This is a genomic window from Candidatus Villigracilis affinis (assembly GCF_016705895.1).
GTDB lineage: Bacteria > Chloroflexota > Anaerolineae > Anaerolineales > Villigracilaceae > Villigracilis > Villigracilis affinis.
In genome coordinates, this window is record NZ_JADJKT010000008.1 from 1 (window position 1) to 17,983 (window position 17,983).

The 17,983-nt window shown below is 49.0% G+C and carries 22 protein-coding genes; 19 read left to right on the forward strand and 3 right to left on the reverse strand.

The annotated features are described in order from the left end of the window. The first annotated feature begins 15 nt into the window (after positions 1 to 15). The 12 genes from IPI86_RS05470 (at position 16) to IPI86_RS05525 (ending at position 9,053) form a co-directional block, all read left to right on the forward strand. Positions 16 to 1,056 (forward strand): adenylate/guanylate cyclase domain-containing protein, encoded by a 1,041-nt coding sequence (locus IPI86_RS05470; RefSeq protein WP_345296983.1) that lies wholly within the window; start codon positions 16 to 18, stop codon positions 1,054 to 1,056. Positions 1,057 to 1,288: 232 nt separating this feature from the next. Continuing rightward, positions 1,289 to 1,831, forward strand: coding sequence for a dihydrofolate reductase family protein (locus tag IPI86_RS05475; RefSeq protein ID WP_345296984.1), 543 nt, complete (start codon positions 1,289 to 1,291; stop codon positions 1,829 to 1,831). Between the two features lie 192 nt (positions 1,832 to 2,023). Further along, the gene (locus IPI86_RS05480) at positions 2,024 to 2,893 is read left to right on the forward strand and encodes a DMT family transporter (RefSeq protein ID WP_345296985.1); all 870 of its coding nucleotides are present in this window, start codon (positions 2,024 to 2,026) and stop codon (positions 2,891 to 2,893) included. A gap of 196 nt (positions 2,894 to 3,089) precedes the next feature. Further along, positions 3,090 to 4,133: a carbon-nitrogen hydrolase family protein gene (locus tag IPI86_RS05485; RefSeq protein WP_345296986.1), complete on the forward strand. Its 1,044-nt coding sequence runs from the start codon at positions 3,090 to 3,092 to the stop codon at positions 4,131 to 4,133. Positions 4,134 to 4,352: 219 nt separating this feature from the next. Then, on the forward strand, positions 4,353 to 5,273 hold the full coding sequence (locus IPI86_RS05490) for a hypothetical protein (RefSeq protein WP_345296987.1): 921 nt from the start codon (positions 4,353 to 4,355) through the stop codon (positions 5,271 to 5,273). Positions 5,274 to 5,397: 124 nt separating this feature from the next. Beyond that, the gene (locus IPI86_RS05495; protein WP_345296988.1) at positions 5,398 to 5,682 is read left to right on the forward strand and encodes a DUF1905 domain-containing protein; all 285 of its coding nucleotides are present in this window, start codon (positions 5,398 to 5,400) and stop codon (positions 5,680 to 5,682) included. 201 nt (positions 5,683 to 5,883) lie between these two features. Further along, a complete protein-coding gene (locus IPI86_RS05500) occupies positions 5,884 to 6,450 on the forward strand; it encodes a nuclear transport factor 2 family protein (protein WP_345296989.1) in 567 nt (188 codons plus the stop codon). Between the two features lie 70 nt (positions 6,451 to 6,520). Next, positions 6,521 to 7,018, forward strand: coding sequence for a DinB family protein (locus IPI86_RS05505; RefSeq protein ID WP_345296990.1), 498 nt, complete (start codon positions 6,521 to 6,523; stop codon positions 7,016 to 7,018). A gap of 28 nt (positions 7,019 to 7,046) precedes the next feature. Then, positions 7,047 to 7,556 carry a DinB family protein gene (locus IPI86_RS05510; RefSeq protein ID WP_345296991.1) on the forward strand — a complete coding sequence of 170 codons (510 nt, stop codon included), beginning with the start codon at positions 7,047 to 7,049 and terminating at the stop codon, positions 7,554 to 7,556. Positions 7,557 to 7,579: 23 nt separating this feature from the next. Further along, a complete protein-coding gene (locus IPI86_RS05515; RefSeq protein WP_345296992.1) occupies positions 7,580 to 7,969 on the forward strand; it encodes a DUF1801 domain-containing protein in 390 nt (129 codons plus the stop codon). Between the two features lie 58 nt (positions 7,970 to 8,027). Further along, entirely contained in the window at positions 8,028 to 8,549 is a 522-nt protein-coding gene (locus IPI86_RS05520; protein WP_345296993.1) for a hypothetical protein, read from the forward strand. A 6-nt stretch (positions 8,550 to 8,555) separates the two neighbouring features. Continuing rightward, positions 8,556 to 9,053: a GNAT family N-acetyltransferase gene (locus IPI86_RS05525; RefSeq protein ID WP_345296994.1), complete on the forward strand. Its 498-nt coding sequence runs from the start codon at positions 8,556 to 8,558 to the stop codon at positions 9,051 to 9,053. A 23-nt stretch (positions 9,054 to 9,076) separates the two neighbouring features. Here IPI86_RS05525 and IPI86_RS05530 read toward each other — a convergent pair whose 3' ends face one another. The 3 genes from IPI86_RS05530 to IPI86_RS05540 are packed head-to-tail and all read right to left on the reverse strand — an operon-like array spanning position 9,077 to position 11,174. Continuing rightward, positions 9,077 to 9,814: an NAD-dependent deacylase gene (locus IPI86_RS05530; protein ID WP_345296995.1), complete on the reverse strand. Its 738-nt coding sequence runs from the start codon at positions 9,812 to 9,814 to the stop codon at positions 9,077 to 9,079. After that, a complete protein-coding gene (locus IPI86_RS05535) occupies positions 9,811 to 10,509 on the reverse strand; it encodes a hypothetical protein (RefSeq protein ID WP_345296996.1) in 699 nt (232 codons plus the stop codon). Before IPI86_RS05535 ends, IPI86_RS05530 begins: the two co-directional genes overlap by 4 nt. A gap of 17 nt (positions 10,510 to 10,526) precedes the next feature. After that, a complete protein-coding gene (locus IPI86_RS05540) occupies positions 10,527 to 11,174 on the reverse strand; it encodes a hypothetical protein (protein ID WP_345296997.1) in 648 nt (215 codons plus the stop codon). Between the two features lie 58 nt (positions 11,175 to 11,232). Between IPI86_RS05540 and IPI86_RS05545 the strand changes: the two genes are divergently transcribed. The 7 genes from IPI86_RS05545 to IPI86_RS05575 all read left to right on the forward strand — a co-directional run bounded on the left by IPI86_RS05545 (position 11,233) and on the right by IPI86_RS05575 (position 17,982). Then, positions 11,233 to 12,222 carry an ATP-binding cassette domain-containing protein gene (locus IPI86_RS05545; RefSeq protein ID WP_345296998.1) on the forward strand — a complete coding sequence of 330 codons (990 nt, stop codon included), beginning with the start codon at positions 11,233 to 11,235 and terminating at the stop codon, positions 12,220 to 12,222. Between the two features lie 13 nt (positions 12,223 to 12,235). Further along, entirely contained in the window at positions 12,236 to 13,060 is an 825-nt protein-coding gene (locus IPI86_RS05550; protein WP_345296999.1) for a DUF2785 domain-containing protein, read from the forward strand. A gap of 32 nt (positions 13,061 to 13,092) precedes the next feature. Continuing rightward, positions 13,093 to 13,893, forward strand: coding sequence for an ABC-2 family transporter protein (locus IPI86_RS05555; protein ID WP_345297000.1), 801 nt, complete (start codon positions 13,093 to 13,095; stop codon positions 13,891 to 13,893). 1 nt (position 13,894) lies between these two features. Further along, positions 13,895 to 14,677 (forward strand): ABC-2 family transporter protein, encoded by a 783-nt coding sequence (locus tag IPI86_RS05560; RefSeq protein ID WP_345297001.1) that lies wholly within the window; start codon positions 13,895 to 13,897, stop codon positions 14,675 to 14,677. Between the two features lie 4 nt (positions 14,678 to 14,681). Beyond that, on the forward strand, positions 14,682 to 15,173 hold the full coding sequence (locus IPI86_RS05565; protein ID WP_345297002.1) for a DinB family protein: 492 nt from the start codon (positions 14,682 to 14,684) through the stop codon (positions 15,171 to 15,173). 99 nt (positions 15,174 to 15,272) lie between these two features. Next, positions 15,273 to 15,545 carry a 30S ribosomal protein S15 gene (gene rpsO, locus IPI86_RS05570; RefSeq protein ID WP_345297003.1) on the forward strand — a complete coding sequence of 91 codons (273 nt, stop codon included), beginning with the start codon at positions 15,273 to 15,275 and terminating at the stop codon, positions 15,543 to 15,545. Positions 15,546 to 15,726: 181 nt separating this feature from the next. Continuing rightward, positions 15,727 to 17,982: a polyribonucleotide nucleotidyltransferase gene (locus IPI86_RS05575; RefSeq protein WP_345297004.1), complete on the forward strand. Its 2,256-nt coding sequence runs from the start codon at positions 15,727 to 15,729 to the stop codon at positions 17,980 to 17,982. Position 17,983 lies beyond the last annotated feature (1 nt).

Sequence of the window (17,983 nt, forward strand, 5' to 3'; positions counted from 1 at the left end):
TCGAGGTGATGATATATGGCAACTATCCAATCCACAGTAATTGTAAAGACTGATATCAAAGGATTTACGGCAAAGGTTGGAACTTTGCCCGAATCAGAACTCGGTAATCTTTTAAGTCAACATAAAATCTTTGTTTCTGAGGTTGTTGCCCAAAATGGTGGAACAATTATCAAAGGAGAAGGGGATTCTTTTTGGATTACATTTCCCAGCGTGAACGCTGCAACCAGCGCGGCTGTGGATATGCAGAAAGAACTGCGAGTAGCACAAATAGGGAAGAATGATGATGAGAGGCTCGCGATTCGAGTTGTTATTGGACTAGGAGATGTGTTGCATCAGGATGGAGATATTTTTGGCGACAATGTCAACTTAGTAGCTAGAATTGAATCTATTACCCCTCCAGATGAAATTTACCTATCACAGACTGCATGGTTAGCATTGAATAAAGCAGAAGTATCAACATCATTTGTAGGTGAGTTTGTTTTGAAAGGTATAAAGGAGCCTGTTTTTGTATATAAAATAGAACAGCAGCAAAAAACCCGCATTCTCAAAAACCGAATCATTGTTTTTATAGATCTTAGTGGCATTGCAAGGTTTTGGGACACTCATCCCTTAGAAGATTCGGAAAATTTACTCATCCACCTTGATGATATTATCAAGAGTATTTGCGAAAAGAATAGCGGTATCATTCACTTCATTATGGGCGACAGTTATTTCCTTACTTTTCCAGAAGTTAGTTTTGCATTAACAGGTATTACAAACCTTGCGGAACATTGGGTGGAATTTATGCAACGGAGCACCATTGATTGCAGCCTATATGTTGGCATCCATAAAGGGGATGTAAGCTTACTTCGTTCACATGTGTTTGGGGATGATATAACCATCGCAGCATCTTTGGCTTATCAAAGATCGCTGCTAGCCGTATCTGGAAAGACTATGGTTTTAGTAAGTTCAAAAATAGTAGAGGATATCAAAGGCACAAAATGGGAACACTCCTTCACAAAAGTAAGCAATTTTGAGGAAGAAACATTTTTAATGACAAGCAATTCGCCTATATAACCGCCACCTAACAAAGCGTGCACTTGACGCTAGAGAGTCTGCGCAAATCTCAGGCAGTTTCCTACGCCTTATCATTTTTCTGGTTGGACGGCTTCGCCGTCCCCGCCCCAGCGCAGGTAACGCAATCCGTTAGCCCGCAGAACAGAGTCATTGCATTTGAAATCTTCATATTTGTGTTGACACTCTTTCCCTCAGTTGATAAAGGATTAAAATAATGTCAGAAGAACAACAAATGAGAAAAGTTATTTTTGCCATCAACATCACAATAGACGGCTACTGCGGCCATGAAATGGGGATCGTCGACGACGAATTGCACGAGTACTTCACTGGGCTCTTGCGTGATTCAGGCATTGAAATTCTCGGACGCAACACGTATCACTTGATGTATCCATACTGGCACGATGTCGCAGTGAATCAATCGGGAACGAAAACGATCAACGAATTCGCACGCACATTCGATTCCATACCAAAGATTGTCTTTTCAACGACGTTGAAGAGCGTGGAGTGGAATAACACAACGCTCCTCCACGCAAATCTTCGAGAAGAAATTATGAAGCTGAAACAACAGCCAGGAAAAAATATTTTCATTGGTGGATTGAACATCGCATCGCAAGTTGCAGAATGGAATCTCATCGACGAGTATCACTTTGTCGTTCACCCGATTATTGCGGGAAAAGGTCCCCGCTTGTTCGAATCGGTCAAGAACCTTACATTAAATCTTGCTGGATCAAAAACGTTTCGTTCGGGCGTTATTGCGTTACATTATAAGAAATAAAAATGAAAAGCGGGCTAACACAGCGTGCACCGACGCTGGGGACTGCCCGATGAGCGTGCGCAAATCTCAGGCAGTTTTCCACGCCTTATCATTTTTCCAGACGGACGGCTTCGCCGTCCCCGCCCCAGGGCCATCGGACGCCTCATTTCATCATAAATAAATCAATTGAGACAAAGAAGGTTCATGACATCCATGAGCACAACCATCATAAGCATATTACTGGGAATAGGCGGCATGTTTGGATGGGGAATATACGACTTTCTAGGCGGCGTTTTTGCTAAACAGATTGGGTCTTTTAAGTCTTTGTTTTGGTCACAATTGGCTGGTTTAGGTTCTATCTTTCTACTTGCCATTGCCTTCAAATCAAGCACCAACATCCCTGTTTTGACGACTATTTTATCCTTAATCGCGGCGATACTTTATTCTGCCGGGTATTTGTTTTTCTTCAAAGGCTTTGAGATGGGCAATGTATCAATTATTGCAGCGACCATGAATCTGTGGGCTGTGTTTACCATGTTGTTTGCGTTTATGTTTATGGGGCAACGGCTTTCTGTTTTACAAACTTTAGGCGTCTCAATGATCATCTTTGGCGCTACTTTAGCATCCTTAAATTGGAGCGAAATTGGAAACCAAAGATTCCAACTTTCAGCAGGTGTCAAAGAATCAGTATTCGGGGCCTTCTTCTTTGGTATCTTTTGGAATGTTAGCGAGATCATTTCCGAAAAAGTCGGTTGGTTATCAACAACTCTGTTTATAAAATTTGGAATCATCTTGTTCTTGTTAATCTTCTCGCTTCTTGTAAAACAAGGAATTGGCTTGACTAAAATTTCCGCAAAAACAAAATACATCATTTTATTGATGGGCGTTATTGAAACTGGTGCAGTAGCACTTGTTAATTATGGATTGACAATCGGAGACGCAATATTGATCACACCTATCGCCTCCGCATTATCAATAGTGACCATAACACTGGCTATTATTTTCTTGAAAGACAAAGTCACCAAACTTCAAGGCATCGGAATCGTTACGGCAATTGTCGGTATAATCTTAACTGCGCTTTAATTCTCCCTCGGTTTACTTGAGCATTCTTACAGCAAACGAGTCTTCGAGGTCAAGCGCGCCTAACAAGGCATGCATTGAACTACGGGGATCATGCTGTCATCTCAAGTGTTTTTCTGCTCTTGAGCAGAATCCATGCCCGCCGCCCGTCCCATCGCTAACAAACTATTAGCAGCCTGTGCAAAACGAGAAAAAAAACATGCCAAAATCCATTAAAATCGCGGTTATACAAATGAATGCATCACCCTCATCTATCGAGGAAAGATTGATGCGGGCTGAAAATTTTGTTGTTCAGTGCGTTCAAAATGGCGCACAACTCGTCGTCTTACCAGAAGTTTTTAATACAGGGTATGAATACAGCGATAAAAACTATTTACAAGCAGAGACCTTTGATGGTCTAACGACTACCTGGATGAAAAAAATCGCTTCTTATTATCATGTTCACCTGGCAGGGTCATTCCTTCGCAGAGAGCAAGATAACATATTTAACACCATGCTTCTTGTTTCCCCAAGTGGTCATCAATGGCACTACGATAAAAATTATCCCTGGATTTGGGAACGAGCATATTTCCAAAAGGGAACAAATACGACCGTTGCGGATACAGAATTGGGGAAAATTGGATTTCTTATCTGCTGGGATGTTGCTCATCCAAATTTGTGGCAAAAATACTCAGGCAAAGTAGAACTAATAATAGTGAGCAGTTGTCCTCCAAAGGCCCTTGATCTGGCATTAGTTTTTCCAAACGGGGAACGAATTATGAGTAAAAATGCGGGATCGCATGTCCAACGAATAAAGAGTACGTCCGACAAGACTTTTGGAGAATATTTACGAAGGCAAGCCAGTTATTTGGGAGTTCCAGTAGCGCACGCAACAAGCACAGGAACTTTCACCTCATTAATTCCTAAACCCAGGTTATCTTTAGCCGTGCTCTCACTAATCTACCCCCCATTACGGAAATACAGAGCCCAATTTAACCATGCTCATATGGAAGCCGGTTATTTTAACGAAACCTATATAGCCGAAAGCTCAGGGGCAATTTTACAATCTGTCGAGCCTGATACAGAAGGTTTTGCGATAAGCGAAGTAACACTTTCAGATTCTCCCCTGCAACCGAAAGGAAAACAACCTCCTTTTGGTATTCCCAATTTCATCTACCTGTTTGACACAGTTGCCAACATAATACTGGCCTCCGAATACAAGAAAAAGACACAAAGGTATTTTTCAAAGCAGGCTCACCTATAAAATACGGCGGCTAACAAAGCATGCACAGGAAATATAGCATGACGCTTGCAAAACCCATGAATCAGGCATAATTATCATAAAATCTGGTAAAGTACCATTATAAAGCGAGCAATTCTTCATTTCTTTCAGCGCCTAAAAAGCAAACTTGGATAATTTAGGCTTACTCACTTTCAAAACCCACTCCATAACACATTAGCGGTCGAACGAACGAGGCATACAGTGAATAACAGCACAAGATCGGAAGAAAGCCAGGGGACAATCAAAAAGAAGCCGTTTCAATTATTACGCTACTTCACTATAACGAGTCTAATCGCCTTTGTGTTGGTGGCCGTATCATTAGTCACATTCTATCGTCGGCTGGCTGTCAAAGAGCTGATCGAAATTGGGGAATCCAAGAACGCAGCATTAACCCAAACTTTTTCAAACGTCATCTGGCCTGAGTTTTCAAATTTTCTCGGCACAACATCTGATCTGAGTGCAGACGATATCCGCGCCCACCCTGAGACAGCTCGACTTCGACAAGCAGTCCTTGAGCAAATGCAGGGGCTATCAGTGATAAAAGTCAAGATATACAACCTGGAAGGAACGACGATCTTTTCCACTCAAGAAAGCCAGATTGGTGAAGATAAAAGTGAAAATGCTGGTTTTCTTACGGCACTCAATGGAGGCTTAGCCAGCGAGTTAACTCATCGGGACACCTTCAGTGCTTTTGAAGGCGAGATTGAAGACCGTGACGTGATCTCAAGTTACGTTCCCATTCGAAATGACAACTCTGCTGTAGAAGGGGTATTCGAAATTTACGAGGATGTGACTCCTTTGCTGGAAAATATTTCAATCGCGCAGAGGAACATCGCCATCGGAGTGACCTTGATTTTAGCTCTTTTGTATATCATCCTATTCCTCCTTATCAGTCGGGCAGACGCGCTGATCAAGAAACAATTTATCGAGCAACAACTGGCTGAGGAGGAAATACAAAAAGCTTACAACAGGGAGGAAAATGTTAATGAGTTTTTCCGTTTTGCCCTGTTGAACATTATCGAATATGTTAATCGTGGCAGTGAAAAAGAGACCCTCCTCACCCACCTTGAACAAATTAAGCAGCAATTCAACGACTTGAAATATTGGCGACCCAAAAGCTAGCAGGGAAGTGTTCTTTTCAAACATCAATCAAGATAATCCCATCGGTATATCTGGATGAAAACAGGAAGCCGAACTCCCAATGTCCAAACTTGGGAGCAGGGTAATGCTTTGATATACTGTAACAATGAACATCGAATTTAACGGCAAAATTTGGTTCTGGAAGGGACCCGCCCCATGGTTCTTCGTGACCATTCCAGCGAAGCAGAGTCGCGACCTGAAAGCAATATCAGGATTGGTGACTTATGGTTGGGGAGTGATCCCAGTACATGTTCGGATCGGCAAAACCGAGTGGACAACATCCTTGTTCCCCAAAGATGGAAATTATATTGTCCCCATCAGGGCCAGCGTCCGAAAAGCAGAAAACCTTGAAGAAGGTGACAATGTGACTATACAGCTCGAAATTCGTTAATACACAAACCATTTGGAAACTGGTGGGGATTCTTCGGCCAAAGTGAAAAGATTCAAGCCTCCGCATTTTCCTGTACAATATACTTGATCCATACTCAACCACCGGCGAATAACACTCACTGCCAAACTGCTCCCCAAAAAATAACTTTCCATAACCTTTGATAGTGTTTGCGCCCACAACAAAAACACATTGGAGAATTCAATGAACCCTCAACAGGAAATCCGCTTGCTATTAAGAACATTTCAGGATGGCTACACTCGCCGTGACCTCACCCAGGTGGATGCTTTCATGGATCTGTTCACGTCCGATGCCGAAGTCATCGGCACGAACGGCGTCAAACCCGGCGTGGACGAATGGTACACCAGCCGCGATTCTGCCCGTGAATTAGTAGCAGGCGACTGGGAGTCATGGGGCGATCTGCGCCTCGATGTAGATTCAGCCTCAATCCAAGTCAACGGCGATGTGGGCTGGATCGCCGCATCCGCCACCGTTTCAAAGACCATTGGCGCGGAAAACTATGCTTCATATCTGGAATTCGTCCAGAATTTCATCAGCACATCCAGTCTGCCTCCAGAGCAAAAACTTCATTTCATCCTGCGCGGTGGGACAAATACCGTCTACGAACTCCGCCGCGGGGAAAATTTTGTCTGGGCACTGCGTTTAACCGCTGTCGTCGTGCGCGAAGCAGGGAAGTGGAAGTTTGCGCAGGTAAACTTTTCATTTCCCACCGTCTACTTCCCAGATGTACGCATCATGGATCAGGTTTAGTACAATGGGTATTGCACATATGTAAAAATAAAATCAGAATTTACAGGTTGCACCAAAAAGGAGTTTCATTATGGAAGAGAATTTTCTTGAGAAGATATTTGAACACAACAACTGGGCAAACCTCCAGATCATTCAGGTTTGCCTGGCCTTAAGCGATGAGCAACTCGACGCCGAGCCTCAATCTGCCATGAAGGGGAGCATTCGCCTCACTTTACAGCACCTCGTGGCTGCGCAACATAGTTACTTGAGGACTCTCACACTACCGCTCGAATTGAGGCGCGAAGCCTTTACCGTGGAATTCAACGAATTACAAGAGTCCGCACAGAAAAGCGGAGATGGACTGCTGGCACTGGCCAGAGGCGAGCAAAAACCTCTGACGCCTCAACTCCAAACAAGGGATGGTCATCTCGCGGATCCCTGGGTGCTCATGGTTCAGATCATTAACCATGCAACTGAACACCGCGAGCAGATAAAAAGCATGTTGAGTTCTCTTGGAGTGACTCCGCCAGATATTGATGGCTGGGACTACGGAATAGCGACAAACGCACTTATTCCGATATCAACATAATCCTATCCTTCATCAAAGGAGACAGAAAATGCAATTTGAAATCCTCTATCAAGAACTTGTTCACGGCGCAGAAATTATCCATGCCCTTGCAATGGGATGGACACAGGCAGAGGCGCAGATCAAGCCAGATCCCGAGTCGTGGTCCATTCTCGAAGTGCTGTGCCACCTCCACGATATCGAACGCGAAGACTTCCGTCAACGCCTCGACTCCATCCTGCACTCTCCCACCGAAGAGTGGACAATTTTCGACCCCGGGACCTGGGTCGAATCGCGAGAATACAACAAGCGCAACTTCACCGAAACCCTCAACAGTTTTCTGGAAGAGCGGAATAAGTCGCTGGCCTGGCTAAAGAACCTGTCAGCACCAAACTGGGAATCCGAACATACCGATCAATACGGTTCGATCAAGGCGGGCGAAATGTTCTCCGCCTGGGTAGATCATGACAACCTGCACATACGTCAACTGGTGGAATTACGTCAGGCCAGGATCGTAAGGCTGGCGGAACCATATGATGTCAGTTATGCGGGCGAATGGTAAGAATCCAAGCCAAAGGAAGCAGCATGTCCGTCAAAAATATAGATGACTATATTGCAACTTTTCCGAAAGGCACGCAAACAGTCCTGAAAAAACTGAGAGCAACAATCAGAAAAGCTGCACCAAAAGCGGAAGAGACCATTAATTATCAAATCCCAACCTTTACCCTGCAAGGGAATTTGGTGCATTTCGCGGCCTTCAAAAACCATATCGGCTTCTATCCCACTCCATCGGGAATCGAGAAATTCAAAGAAGAATTATCTGTGTACGAAGGAGCCAAGGGCTCTGTAAAATTTCCGCTCGATAAACCGATACCTTATGCCCTGATCACGAAAATCGTCAAGTTTCGAGTGCAGGAAAATTTGGAAAGAGCCGCAGCGAAAGGCAAAAGGAAACAGACTCCCTCCAAACTATAAAACCGATTCCCTCCTATAGAATGGTTATCAAAAATTCATTCAATTGCGGAGCGAAGAAATGAAAACATATTCTGATTGGGTCAAAAGATTTTTGCCGTTGCTCATAATGACTTGCATTTTCCTGGCTGGCTGCACCACGGCCGAAACAATGACGACAGAAGTATCCATGCCAACATCCGTCATATCTCCCGCGGAAATCGCCTGCACGGTCACTGAGGCGGAGTGGCTCAAGCCACCCGAGGATCCTGCCGTTAACGATGCACCTGCCGATGGATACTATTTTGTAAACTCAGACCGTTCAATCTGGGCGTCTGCATGGTGGACACAACCAGATCAAGATCACCTGCGCGCGAGCGGTGATGATATCAAAGTCGGCTGGTTTCGACCTGAGGGTGCCGAGTTGGAAATTACAGGCCGGCGCTTGGATGGACAAGCTTCCCCGCTCCAATCCGAAATTCCCTGTTGTTACCCAACCCGCTTCCAGGCTACAGGCCTGATCTTCCCAACAGAAGGCTGCTGGGAAGTCACTGCAAAAGCAGCAGACCGCCTTCTTACCTTCACAGTCTGGATCGATCCCTAATTCGACATGAATGAGAAAAATCTGATTGAACTTCGCCTTTGGTCTGAGGCTGACCTACCCCTTCTCGAACACATGCGCGGCGACCACGGGCCGGCCCCAGAGAAGATTCTTAGGCGCCACAAGCGTTATTGTCAAAGCAGCAGAACCGGCAAAGACTTGATGTTCGCAATCATATTCGGTCCTGAAGATACTGCTGTCGGCTCGATTGGATATTGGGAAAAAGAATGGAATGGCCAGCATGTTTGGGAAACGGGATGGAGCATCCTTCCCCAATTTCAAGGTCATGGCATCGCTACAAGAGCGGCCATTCTCATCATAAATCGCGCCCGCTCAGAAGCAACGCGTCAATTCATTCATGCTTTCCCCTCAATTGAAAACCCCGCATCGAACGCCATTTGCCGCAAAGCAGGGTTCGCATTTCTAAAAGAAGTGACTTTCGAATACCCACCCGGCAGTTTTATGCGCTGTAATGATTGGCAGCTGGATTTATTTAAAACAGAGTGATTGGAAAATAAGAACGCTTCAAACTACCCCCAAACTGCTTTGACCAACTCAGGCAGAATCTCCCCGGATTTACCGTGAAATGCAAAATCCACCTTGGGCGTCAGCGGAGTCGGCTCAGCGTTGACCTCCACCACAACAGACCCTTTATTACGTGCCGCATGTGCCAGGGCCGCCGCTGGTTGAACCACGCCCGAAGTCCCGATCGAAAAGAAAACCTGACAAGTCCGCGCGGCATTCACCGCAGATTCAAGTTCCTCGCGTGGAAGGGATTCCCCGAACCAGACCACATCTGGTCGCAGCATACCATCACACCTCTCGCAGCGCGGCACAGACTCAGAATCATCGCCCCACACTTCAGTGAAAGTCCCACACTCGGAACAGCGCACTTTCAGGATGTTGCCATGTAACTCAAGGACATTCGAATTACCCGCCATGCGATGCAGCCCATCCACATTTTGGGTGATCAGAGTAAAGGTCTCGATCCTCTTCTCCATTTCTGCCAAGGCGTAATGACCCGCGTTGGGGCGCACGCCTTTAATGGCCTCACGCCGCCAGGCATACCAGTCCCACACGAGTTTGGGGTCACGGGCAAAGGCTTCGGGGGAGGCCAGATCCTGAGGCTTGTACTGTGCCCAAAGTCCGGACTGCGCATCTCTAAAAGTGCGTAGTCCGCTTTCTTGTGAAGCACCAGCTCCCGTTAAGACAGCGACTCGAGTGGCTTTCGTCAAATAGCTGATCAACTCAACAGGGAATTCCATCATGGGCGTAGCACTGTCGGTTCGGGAGATGGACTCGGGCTCGGCGTCGGGACACATTCCAGCAAAGATAGTCTTTCGCTAAAAATTCCCGTGCGACCGATCTCGTTCGCATCGGCATTGGTGGCCACGAATTGATATTGCACCCACGGGTTCTCGAACGAATCAACACCTATCATTTCCTCGGGAGTCAATTCATAGGTGAATGTGCCCGCGCCGATCGTAGACATGCCGATGCTTGTCCACTCACTATTTGTGCCAGTCTGCTTGCTTTTGAAACGGACAAAAAGCACAACAAAGGCCGTGCCTGCTGAATCTGCAACTTGCGCGACAAATTTAACAGAAGTCGGCTGGCATTCCGCGCCTTTGAAAAATTCCTTTGACGAAATATTGACAGAGACAAAACCTTTCATTTCCACGCCAGGAGTGGGCGTATCCGGTGTGACCAAAAAGATGGATGTTTCCGTTGGCTGTGTGGAGGTGGGCGTAATGGTAGGAGTGAGCGTGTGAGTCCGCACACCCACGAGCGGAGGGGTGGGTGTAAATGTAAGTGTGGGTACGGTGGGCGTTAAAGAAGGCAGTTCTGTCGGGGTATTTGTGTCTGTGGGCACAGGCGTGGAATTCCCCCCCGGCAAAAGCATATTCAGGGAGCAGGATAAAAGCATAATGGAAAATAGCGTAATGGCATATATTTTTTTCATCGCCGAATCCTTTTAATTTATTTGCACGGAGAAAGCGAAAGTGAGTTTGTGTAGATCATCGTACGGCCAATGATCTCTCCCAACTCATCGGTCGCCACCAATTGATAGTAAACCCAGGAATCCCTGTAGTGGTTATGCCCCTCGATCTCACTGCCAACCAGTGTGTATGAAAACGTTCCATCGCCATGTTTTTCCATCACATCACCCTGAGTCCAGGGAGTGTAGTCTTCCTTCAACAACGCTTTCACACGCACAAAGATGACCACACTGTACACATCATCGGGATTTTGAACCTTCGCAATGATCTTCGCCTTGTTATGTTTGCAGCTGCCCCAAAAGATCTTCTCCTCTGAAACATCCACCGAGACAAAACCAAGTCCGGGGCGGGTTGGGGTCGGCGAAAGGATCGGGGTGGCGGTGACACTGCCAATATAAATGGGAATCAATTGAAACGTAGCCGTCGGTCCATTCGGGTCCCAGGTTGGGATGCGCACGATCGTCGGCAGGGCGGTACGCGTGGGCGTAATGGTGATCGTCGGTGTAATGGTAGGTGTGGACGTGATGGTTGGCGTGGGTGTGATGGTCGGCGGTTCCGCAGTCGGGGTCGCGAGCGAACACGCCTGCAGGAAAATCGTCAATATCATCACAAGGGATAGCCTTCGCATTAAAATACCTCTTTCACGCTATAATTATCAATCAGATTCTACTGCCAATTATAATAACATGGTCTCAATTGATGTAACCAACCTGCAAAAAACATTTCAAACCAAACGCAAAGCCGCGGGCTTGGGCGGTTCCATTCGCTCGCTTTTCAAGCCCGATTACAGTTCAGTCGAGGCCGTGCGTAACCTGTCCTTCCAGATGAACTCGGGGGAGTTGCTCGGTTTTATCGGTCCGAACGGCGCGGGAAAATCCACCACCATCAAAATACTCACGGGCATTCTGCATCCAAGCGGAGGCGAGGCAAAGGTGCTCGGTTTCACACCGTGGATCGACCGCCAGAAACTTGCCTATCACATCGGCACAGTCTTCGGGCAGCGGCCGCAGCTTTGGTATCACCTGCCCGCCATGGACACCTTTATTTTATTCGGAAAAATTTACGAACTCGACGATGTCGAAACCAAAAAGCGCATCGACTTTCTCACCGAAGCCTTTGAAATAAAGGACTTGCTGGATGTGCCCGTGCGGAAACTTTCCCTCGGCCAGCGGATGCGCTGTGAAGTGGCCGCCTCGCTCCTGCATCGCCCGAAACTGCTCCTGCTCGATGAGCCATCCATCGGCCTCGACGTGGTCGCCAAACAACACATCCGTGATGCGATCAAACGCATGAATCAGGAGGAAGGTGTGGGCGTTTTGCTCACCTCGCATGACGCAGGCGATCTCGAAGCCTTATGCAAACGCGTCATCATCGTCAATCACGGACAGATCGTGTACGAAGACAAGGTCTCGAACCTGAAACGCAAATTCCTCACCACAAAACTTGTGGAGGTACGCTACGCGATGGAGGTCTCCAAAGACTTCGCCATCCAAGGCGTGGAAATATTAAAGGTCGGCCATTACGGCGTAAAGTTGAAATTCGACACGACCAAAACAGCCGTTGATTCAGTCATCTCCCATCTTTCGGGCGCGGGTGATATTGTAGATATCACCATCTCCGATCCGCCGTTGGAAGAAGTGATCGCAAAAATTTATCAGGAGGCAGAAAACGCTTAACGTTTCAAAACTTATGGACAAACAATTTTGGGTCACCATCCGTGAAAATAAATACGCCTTTCCAGAAGGTCAAGATCTCACAGCTCTGACCGATGAACTGTTCTCTTACATTCCAAGCACCGACCCCGACCTGCGCGATGGGATCGCCTACGAGATATTTGCCAATTGGATCGAAACCGAACCCTACCAGGCTGACCAGTTGCGCGGTTACCTCAAACGCCTGCTCGAAAATCTGCAAGTAGGTCTCGGTGAAACCGACAGCGACTCTGTTTTTGGGCGAGCCTTCTCTGTGCTGTTTCTGGCAGAAGTGATCCATCGGGACAACCAACAGCCTTATCTTGATCCGCACGAAGTGACAGAAACTCTCGAGCGTGTTCTCGCCTATCTTACAGCAGAGCGTGACCCGCGCGGATATGTTCCCGTCAAAGGCTGGGCACACGCTCTCGCCCACACCGCAGATACGCTGATGGTCTTCGCCCGCAGTCCGCACCTCGACGAAGCGGGTTTAATTCGCATCTTGAAGGCGATCTACGAAAAGATGCAGGCTGCCACGGGTTGGATCTATGTCCACGGCGAAGATGACCGCCTCGCCCGCGCAGTGGTAACTGCATTTGCGCGCGAGACCCTCACACTTGACCAGATCAAAAACTGGCTCGAAGTTTTTTCAGCAGGCTGGAAAAACGCATGGACTGATGAAGGTCAAACACGCGCCTATTTCAACACACGCAATCTTCTGCGCGCCATTCACATACGCACATTGTCAGTAAAGGATTTACCGCGCAAAGAAGAACTATCCGCTCTCATCCTCGATGCCATGACATCCATGCGTCCGTTTTAGATCCCTCCTTCTTTCTTCTTTCGTCCTTTCCCATGAAATCCATCTCGAAATACTGGTCCATCTTTCAGATTACGCTCATCAACTCACTGGCTTATCCCGGTGAGTTGGTCGGGCGCAGCCTGATGATCATCCCTTTCATGTGGATTTTCTACCAACTGTGGAAGGTCACCTTCAGCGCGGCTGGTGCGGCAGATGGCATGATCAACGGGTTGACCCTGCGGGATACGCTCTGGTATCTCATGCTGGCCGAAACCATCGAATTGGGACGCCCGCCAATCGCACGCACCATGTCCGAAAATGTCAAAGACGGTTCCATCGCGTATATTCTCAACAAACCTTATGATTTTCTGCTGTATCAGTTCAGCACCGCCATGGGCGAAACCATCTTCCGCGCCATGCTCAATGCCGTCTTTGGCGGGCTGACCGTTTGGTGGCTGGTCGGCACGCCCAATCACCCCGAAGGATTTTTGATCGCGCTGCCTGCGATCTTCGGCGCGTGGATTTTGCACTTTTCCATCAACGCCATGATCGGTCTCTCTGCCTTCGTGGTGGAAGATGTCTCCGCCTTCACATGGATCTATCAAAAACTCGCCTTCATTTTCGGCGGCATGTTGATTCCTCTGGATTTTTATCCGCAATGGCTGCAAAACATTGCAAAGCTCTTGCCTTTCTCCAGCGCGATCTATGGACCCGCGCGTCTGTTCGTTACGCCGACGCTTGAGCTTTTCATCAGTGTCATGTCCTTGCAAATCACATGGATCATCGCGCTCACCTTTGCACTTGCGATCGTTTATCGTCGCGGGCTGGCGCAATTGACGGTGAATGGCGGCTGATATGAAAGAGTTCAAATTCCTCTTCGCCATCTGGAAAACCAACCTGCAATCTGCCATGGAATATCGCGCCGCATTTCTTACGCAAGCCATCGGCATGATGGTCAACAATTTTATCTACTTCGCGATCTGGATCATCTTCTTCGACCGCTTCAAAGATGTACGCGGCTGGGGCGTCAACGATATGTACGTCACCTTCGGCGTACTGGCCAGCGCATTCGGCCTGGTAAGTCTGCTCTTCGGCAACGCCTTCAACCTCAGCGACATCATCGCCAAGGGCCGCCTCGATTACTATCTCTCCCTGCCGCGCCCGGTATTACTGCACACCATTGCCAGCCGCACCATCGCCAGTGGAATGGGAGATTTTCTCTACGGATTCGTCAGCTATGGACTCTCCGGATATTTCACCTGGGATGGACTTGCCCGCTACGTTCTTGCCACGCTGTTAGCTGCTACTGTTTTCGCGGCATTCCTGATTCTGACGCAGAGTCTGGCGTTCTGGTTCGGCATGATGACCAATTTCAGCAACCTGGTGCTCAACGCCATGCTGACCTTCGGCATCTACCCGATCACCCTCTTCGACAGCTATGCCAAACTAATCCTCTTCACACTGATTCCCGCCGCATTGATGGGTGCCATCCCAGCCGAATTTATCCGCGCATTTACATGGCAGACGCTTGGCGAATTACTGCTGGGCGCAATCGGGTTTCTCACATTGGCAATCTTCACCTTCCGCATGGGGCTGCGCCGCTACGAAAGTGGAAGTGCGATACAGATCGAAGTGTAACCAGATGAATCTCAAACAAACCCTCGCTCAGGAATTACAGGAAACGCACGGGGACTTTCTTACGCTGGTCAATTCCATTCCAGAATCAGATTACTCTCTCCCCACCGACAACCCCGCTTGGACAGTCGGCGACATGCTCTTTCATATCACACTGGGTCCACGTGCGCTCGCTTTCGAGGTTTGGATGATTGCCCACGCGCGCGGGCTGTTTCAGTTTGGGCTGAAAATTCTGCCTTTTCGCCTCTTCAACCAAGCCAATGCGCGGCTTGCTCGCAGGGGACCCCGAATCAGCCGTCAGAGGCTGATCAAGGCTTATGAGGCAGGGCACGCAGGAATCAGGTCCCGTTTGAGGCGGACCCGCGAGGGTGATTTCCAAAAATCGGTGGTGTATCCTGTCGAATTGTCGGCGGAATTGGCGGGTGAGGTCACTATTGAGCGTCTTTTTCGGTATGTGAAGGGACATTTTGAGGCGCATAGCAGGCAATTGAAGCGTTAATTCTCTGGTATAATCTCGCCCGTGACTGGTCCTGCTCTACGGTCAAAAGCTGTGAGCACGGAGACCTGCGTAATCTAAAAAAGAAAGGAAGCATACGTCATGCCGCTTGCAAAAGAAGTCAAGACAAAGGCGATTGAAGATTTTCATCGCCACGACAAGGATACCGGTTCGCCTGAAGTGCAAATCGCCATCCTGACCAATCGCATCACTCAGCTCACCGAGCACTTGCGAAGCAACAAGCAGGATCAATCCTGCCGCCGTGGTTTGCTCAAATTGGTCGGTCAACGTCGCCGATTGCTCACGTACTTGCGCTCAAGCAATTACCAGCACTATCTGAACGTAACCGAACGATTGTCACTCCGCCGCAAATAAATATAACGTGGTTACCCCGTAGGGACACAGCGACGCTGTGTCCCTACACTGTATAAAGGCATCCGCCGTCAGGAATTGAATAGCGCGAACAACCGTGGTTGTTCCCACTCTTCAGTCCCTGACCCTTGGCGGAAAATTAGTAAAGCGAGATATGATCTCGCGCAACAGGAGACAATATAATATGAAACCCGAATTAAAACGCTATTCAGCCGTTGTTGGCACGCGCACATTCACCTTTGAGACCGGCACACTGGCCGCTCAAGCTGGCGGCGCGGTCACCTTCGGCGTGGAAGATTCCATCGTGTTTGCCGCAGCCACCATGGGCGGCGTTCGCGAAGGTATCGATTTCTTCCCCCTCTCAGTCGACTTTGAAGAACGCATGTACGCCGGTGGCAAGATCCCCGGTTCGTTCTTCCGACGCGAAGGCCGCGCCTCCACAGATTCCATTCTCGTGGCGCGCCTGACGGATCGCCCTCTGCGTCCGCTTTTCGCACATGGCATGCGCAATGAAGTGCAAGTCATCATGTACACCTTTTCAGCCGATGGAGTCAATCCTCTGGATATCCTCGCGATCAACGCCGCTTCCGCCGCGATCATGATCTCGGATATTCCGTGGGGCGGACCGGTTGGCGCTGTAAGAGTTGGACGCGTGAACGGTGAGTTCGTGCTCAACCCGACTTTCGAAGAAATGAACGCCTCCGATCTGGACCTGAGAATTGCCGGCACTAAAGAAGCGATTCTTATGGTTGAATGTGGCGCCAACGAAATCCCGGAAGATGTAATGGTCGCCGCGTTGGAATTGGGACACCAGTCGATTCAGCCGATCATCGATCTTCAACTCCAAATGCAGGCTGAAATTGGCAAGCCCAAGCGCGAAGCCATCATCACCACTGCGAACGAAGAATTACAGAAGAAAGTGTTCGAATCAGTCAACGCCAAGATGAATGAATTGCTTGACAAGCCCTTGAGCAAAGTTGAATTCTACGGCGGCATGGACGAATTACAAGCCGCAGTCGTTGCCGAATTATGCGTCGAAGGTGACGCAACCGCTCCTGCCGCAAAAGATGTCAAATCCGCTTTTAGCGAAGCCGAACACAAGATCGTGCGTGAAAGAATTTTAGGCATGGGCAAGCGTCCCGATGGGCGCACCCCCACCGATATCCGCCCGATCTGGTGCGAAGTGGGTCTTTCCCCCCGCGCACACGGAACTGGTTTGTTCACACGCGGCGAAACACAAGTATTATCCTTTGCGACACTCGGCACGTTGGGTGAAGCACAGGAGCTCGACAACTTATCCCCAGAGAAAAATAAACGCTACATGCACCACTACAGCTTCCCGCCGTTCTCCACCGGCGAGGTCAAGATGCTTCGTGGACAGAGCAGGCGCGAGGTCGGCCACGGCGCGTTGGCCGAGCGTGCGCTTGAGCCAGTTTTACCAGCAGAAGAATCCTTCCCGTACGCCATCCGCGTTGTATCCGAAGCGTTGTCTTCCAACGGCTCAACCTCGATGGGTTCAGTCTGCGGCTCGACTTTGGCTTTGATGGATGCAGGCGTGCCGATCAAGGCTCCCGTATCCGGCGTAGCCATGGGGCTCATCACCGATGAAACAGGCCGCTATCAAATTTTGACTGACATTCAGGGAACCGAAGACCATCTCGGCGATATGGATTTCAAAGTTGCGGGTACTGCCGCTGGCATTACCGCCCTGCAAATGGACATCAAGATCAGCGGTTTGAGCACCCAAATGATGAAGGAAGCGCTCGCGCAGGCAAACACCGCGCGCATGTCCATCATGGAAAAGATGCTTGAAGCACTGGATGCCCCGCGCGCGGAATTGAAACCGCACGCCCCGCGCATCATTACTGTGAAGATCCCGATCGACAAGATCGGTGCGCTCATCGGCCCGGGTGGCAAGAACATCCGCGCTTTGCAGGAAGAAACCAATACCAAGATCGACATTCAGGAAGACGGCACAGTTTACATCGCATCCACTGACAGCGTCGGTGCGAAAATCGCCAAGGAGCGCGTGGAAGGACTGAGCGAGTCGGTGGTGGTCGGAAATATTTACACCGGCAAGGTTGTCCGCATTGAAGCCTTCGGCGCATTCATCAACCTGCTGCCCGGCGTAGACGGATTGGTTCACATCTCACAATTGGCAAGCGAACGCGTGAATTCTGTTGAAGATGTTTGCGCGATGGGCGACGAATTGACCGTGATGGTCACAGATATCGACCCGCAAGGCAAGATCCGTCTTTCCCGCCAGGCCGTGCTCGAAGGTTGGTCTGCCGAGGAAGCCCGTGAGAAAGATAAGGGCGGACGCGGTGGCGGCGGTGGACGTGGCGGAGACCGCGGTGGTAGGGGCGGCGACCGCAACGGTGGACGCGGCGGAGATCGTGGTGGCCGCAGCGGCGGCGGGGATCGCGGCGGACGCAGATAAT

Bases quoted from the DNA above. Each gene is read 5' to 3' on its own strand.
- IPI86_RS05470 (WP_345296983.1), top strand. From the start codon at position 16: ATGGCAACTATCCAATCCACAGTAATTGTAAAGACTGATATCAAAGGA.
- IPI86_RS05475 (WP_345296984.1), top strand. From the start codon at position 1,289: ATGAGAAAAGTTATTTTTGCCATCAACATCACAATAGACGGCTACTGC.
- IPI86_RS05480 (WP_345296985.1), top strand. From the start codon at position 2,024: ATGAGCACAACCATCATAAGCATATTACTGGGAATAGGCGGCATGTTT.
- IPI86_RS05485 (WP_345296986.1), top strand. From the start codon at position 3,090: ATGCCAAAATCCATTAAAATCGCGGTTATACAAATGAATGCATCACCC.
- IPI86_RS05495 (WP_345296988.1), top strand. From the start codon at position 5,398: ATGAACATCGAATTTAACGGCAAAATTTGGTTCTGGAAGGGACCCGCC.
- IPI86_RS05500 (WP_345296989.1), top strand. From the start codon at position 5,884: ATGAACCCTCAACAGGAAATCCGCTTGCTATTAAGAACATTTCAGGAT.
- IPI86_RS05505 (WP_345296990.1), top strand. From the start codon at position 6,521: ATGGAAGAGAATTTTCTTGAGAAGATATTTGAACACAACAACTGGGCA.
- IPI86_RS05510 (WP_345296991.1), top strand. From the start codon at position 7,047: ATGCAATTTGAAATCCTCTATCAAGAACTTGTTCACGGCGCAGAAATT.
- IPI86_RS05515 (WP_345296992.1), top strand. From the start codon at position 7,580: ATGTCCGTCAAAAATATAGATGACTATATTGCAACTTTTCCGAAAGGC.
- IPI86_RS05520 (WP_345296993.1), top strand. From the start codon at position 8,028: ATGAAAACATATTCTGATTGGGTCAAAAGATTTTTGCCGTTGCTCATA.
- IPI86_RS05525 (WP_345296994.1), top strand. From the start codon at position 8,556: ATGAATGAGAAAAATCTGATTGAACTTCGCCTTTGGTCTGAGGCTGAC.
- IPI86_RS05530 (WP_345296995.1), bottom strand. From the start codon at position 9,814: ATGATGGAATTCCCTGTTGAGTTGATCAGCTATTTGACGAAAGCCACT.
- IPI86_RS05535 (WP_345296996.1), bottom strand. From the start codon at position 10,509: ATGAAAAAAATATATGCCATTACGCTATTTTCCATTATGCTTTTATCC.
- IPI86_RS05540 (WP_345296997.1), bottom strand. From the start codon at position 11,174: ATGCGAAGGCTATCCCTTGTGATGATATTGACGATTTTCCTGCAGGCG.
- IPI86_RS05545 (WP_345296998.1), top strand. From the start codon at position 11,233: ATGGTCTCAATTGATGTAACCAACCTGCAAAAAACATTTCAAACCAAA.
- IPI86_RS05550 (WP_345296999.1), top strand. From the start codon at position 12,236: ATGGACAAACAATTTTGGGTCACCATCCGTGAAAATAAATACGCCTTT.
- IPI86_RS05555 (WP_345297000.1), top strand. From the start codon at position 13,093: ATGAAATCCATCTCGAAATACTGGTCCATCTTTCAGATTACGCTCATC.
- IPI86_RS05560 (WP_345297001.1), top strand. From the start codon at position 13,895: ATGAAAGAGTTCAAATTCCTCTTCGCCATCTGGAAAACCAACCTGCAA.
- IPI86_RS05565 (WP_345297002.1), top strand. From the start codon at position 14,682: ATGAATCTCAAACAAACCCTCGCTCAGGAATTACAGGAAACGCACGGG.
- rpsO (WP_345297003.1), top strand. From the start codon at position 15,273: ATGCCGCTTGCAAAAGAAGTCAAGACAAAGGCGATTGAAGATTTTCAT.
- IPI86_RS05575 (WP_345297004.1), top strand. From the start codon at position 15,727: ATGAAACCCGAATTAAAACGCTATTCAGCCGTTGTTGGCACGCGCACA.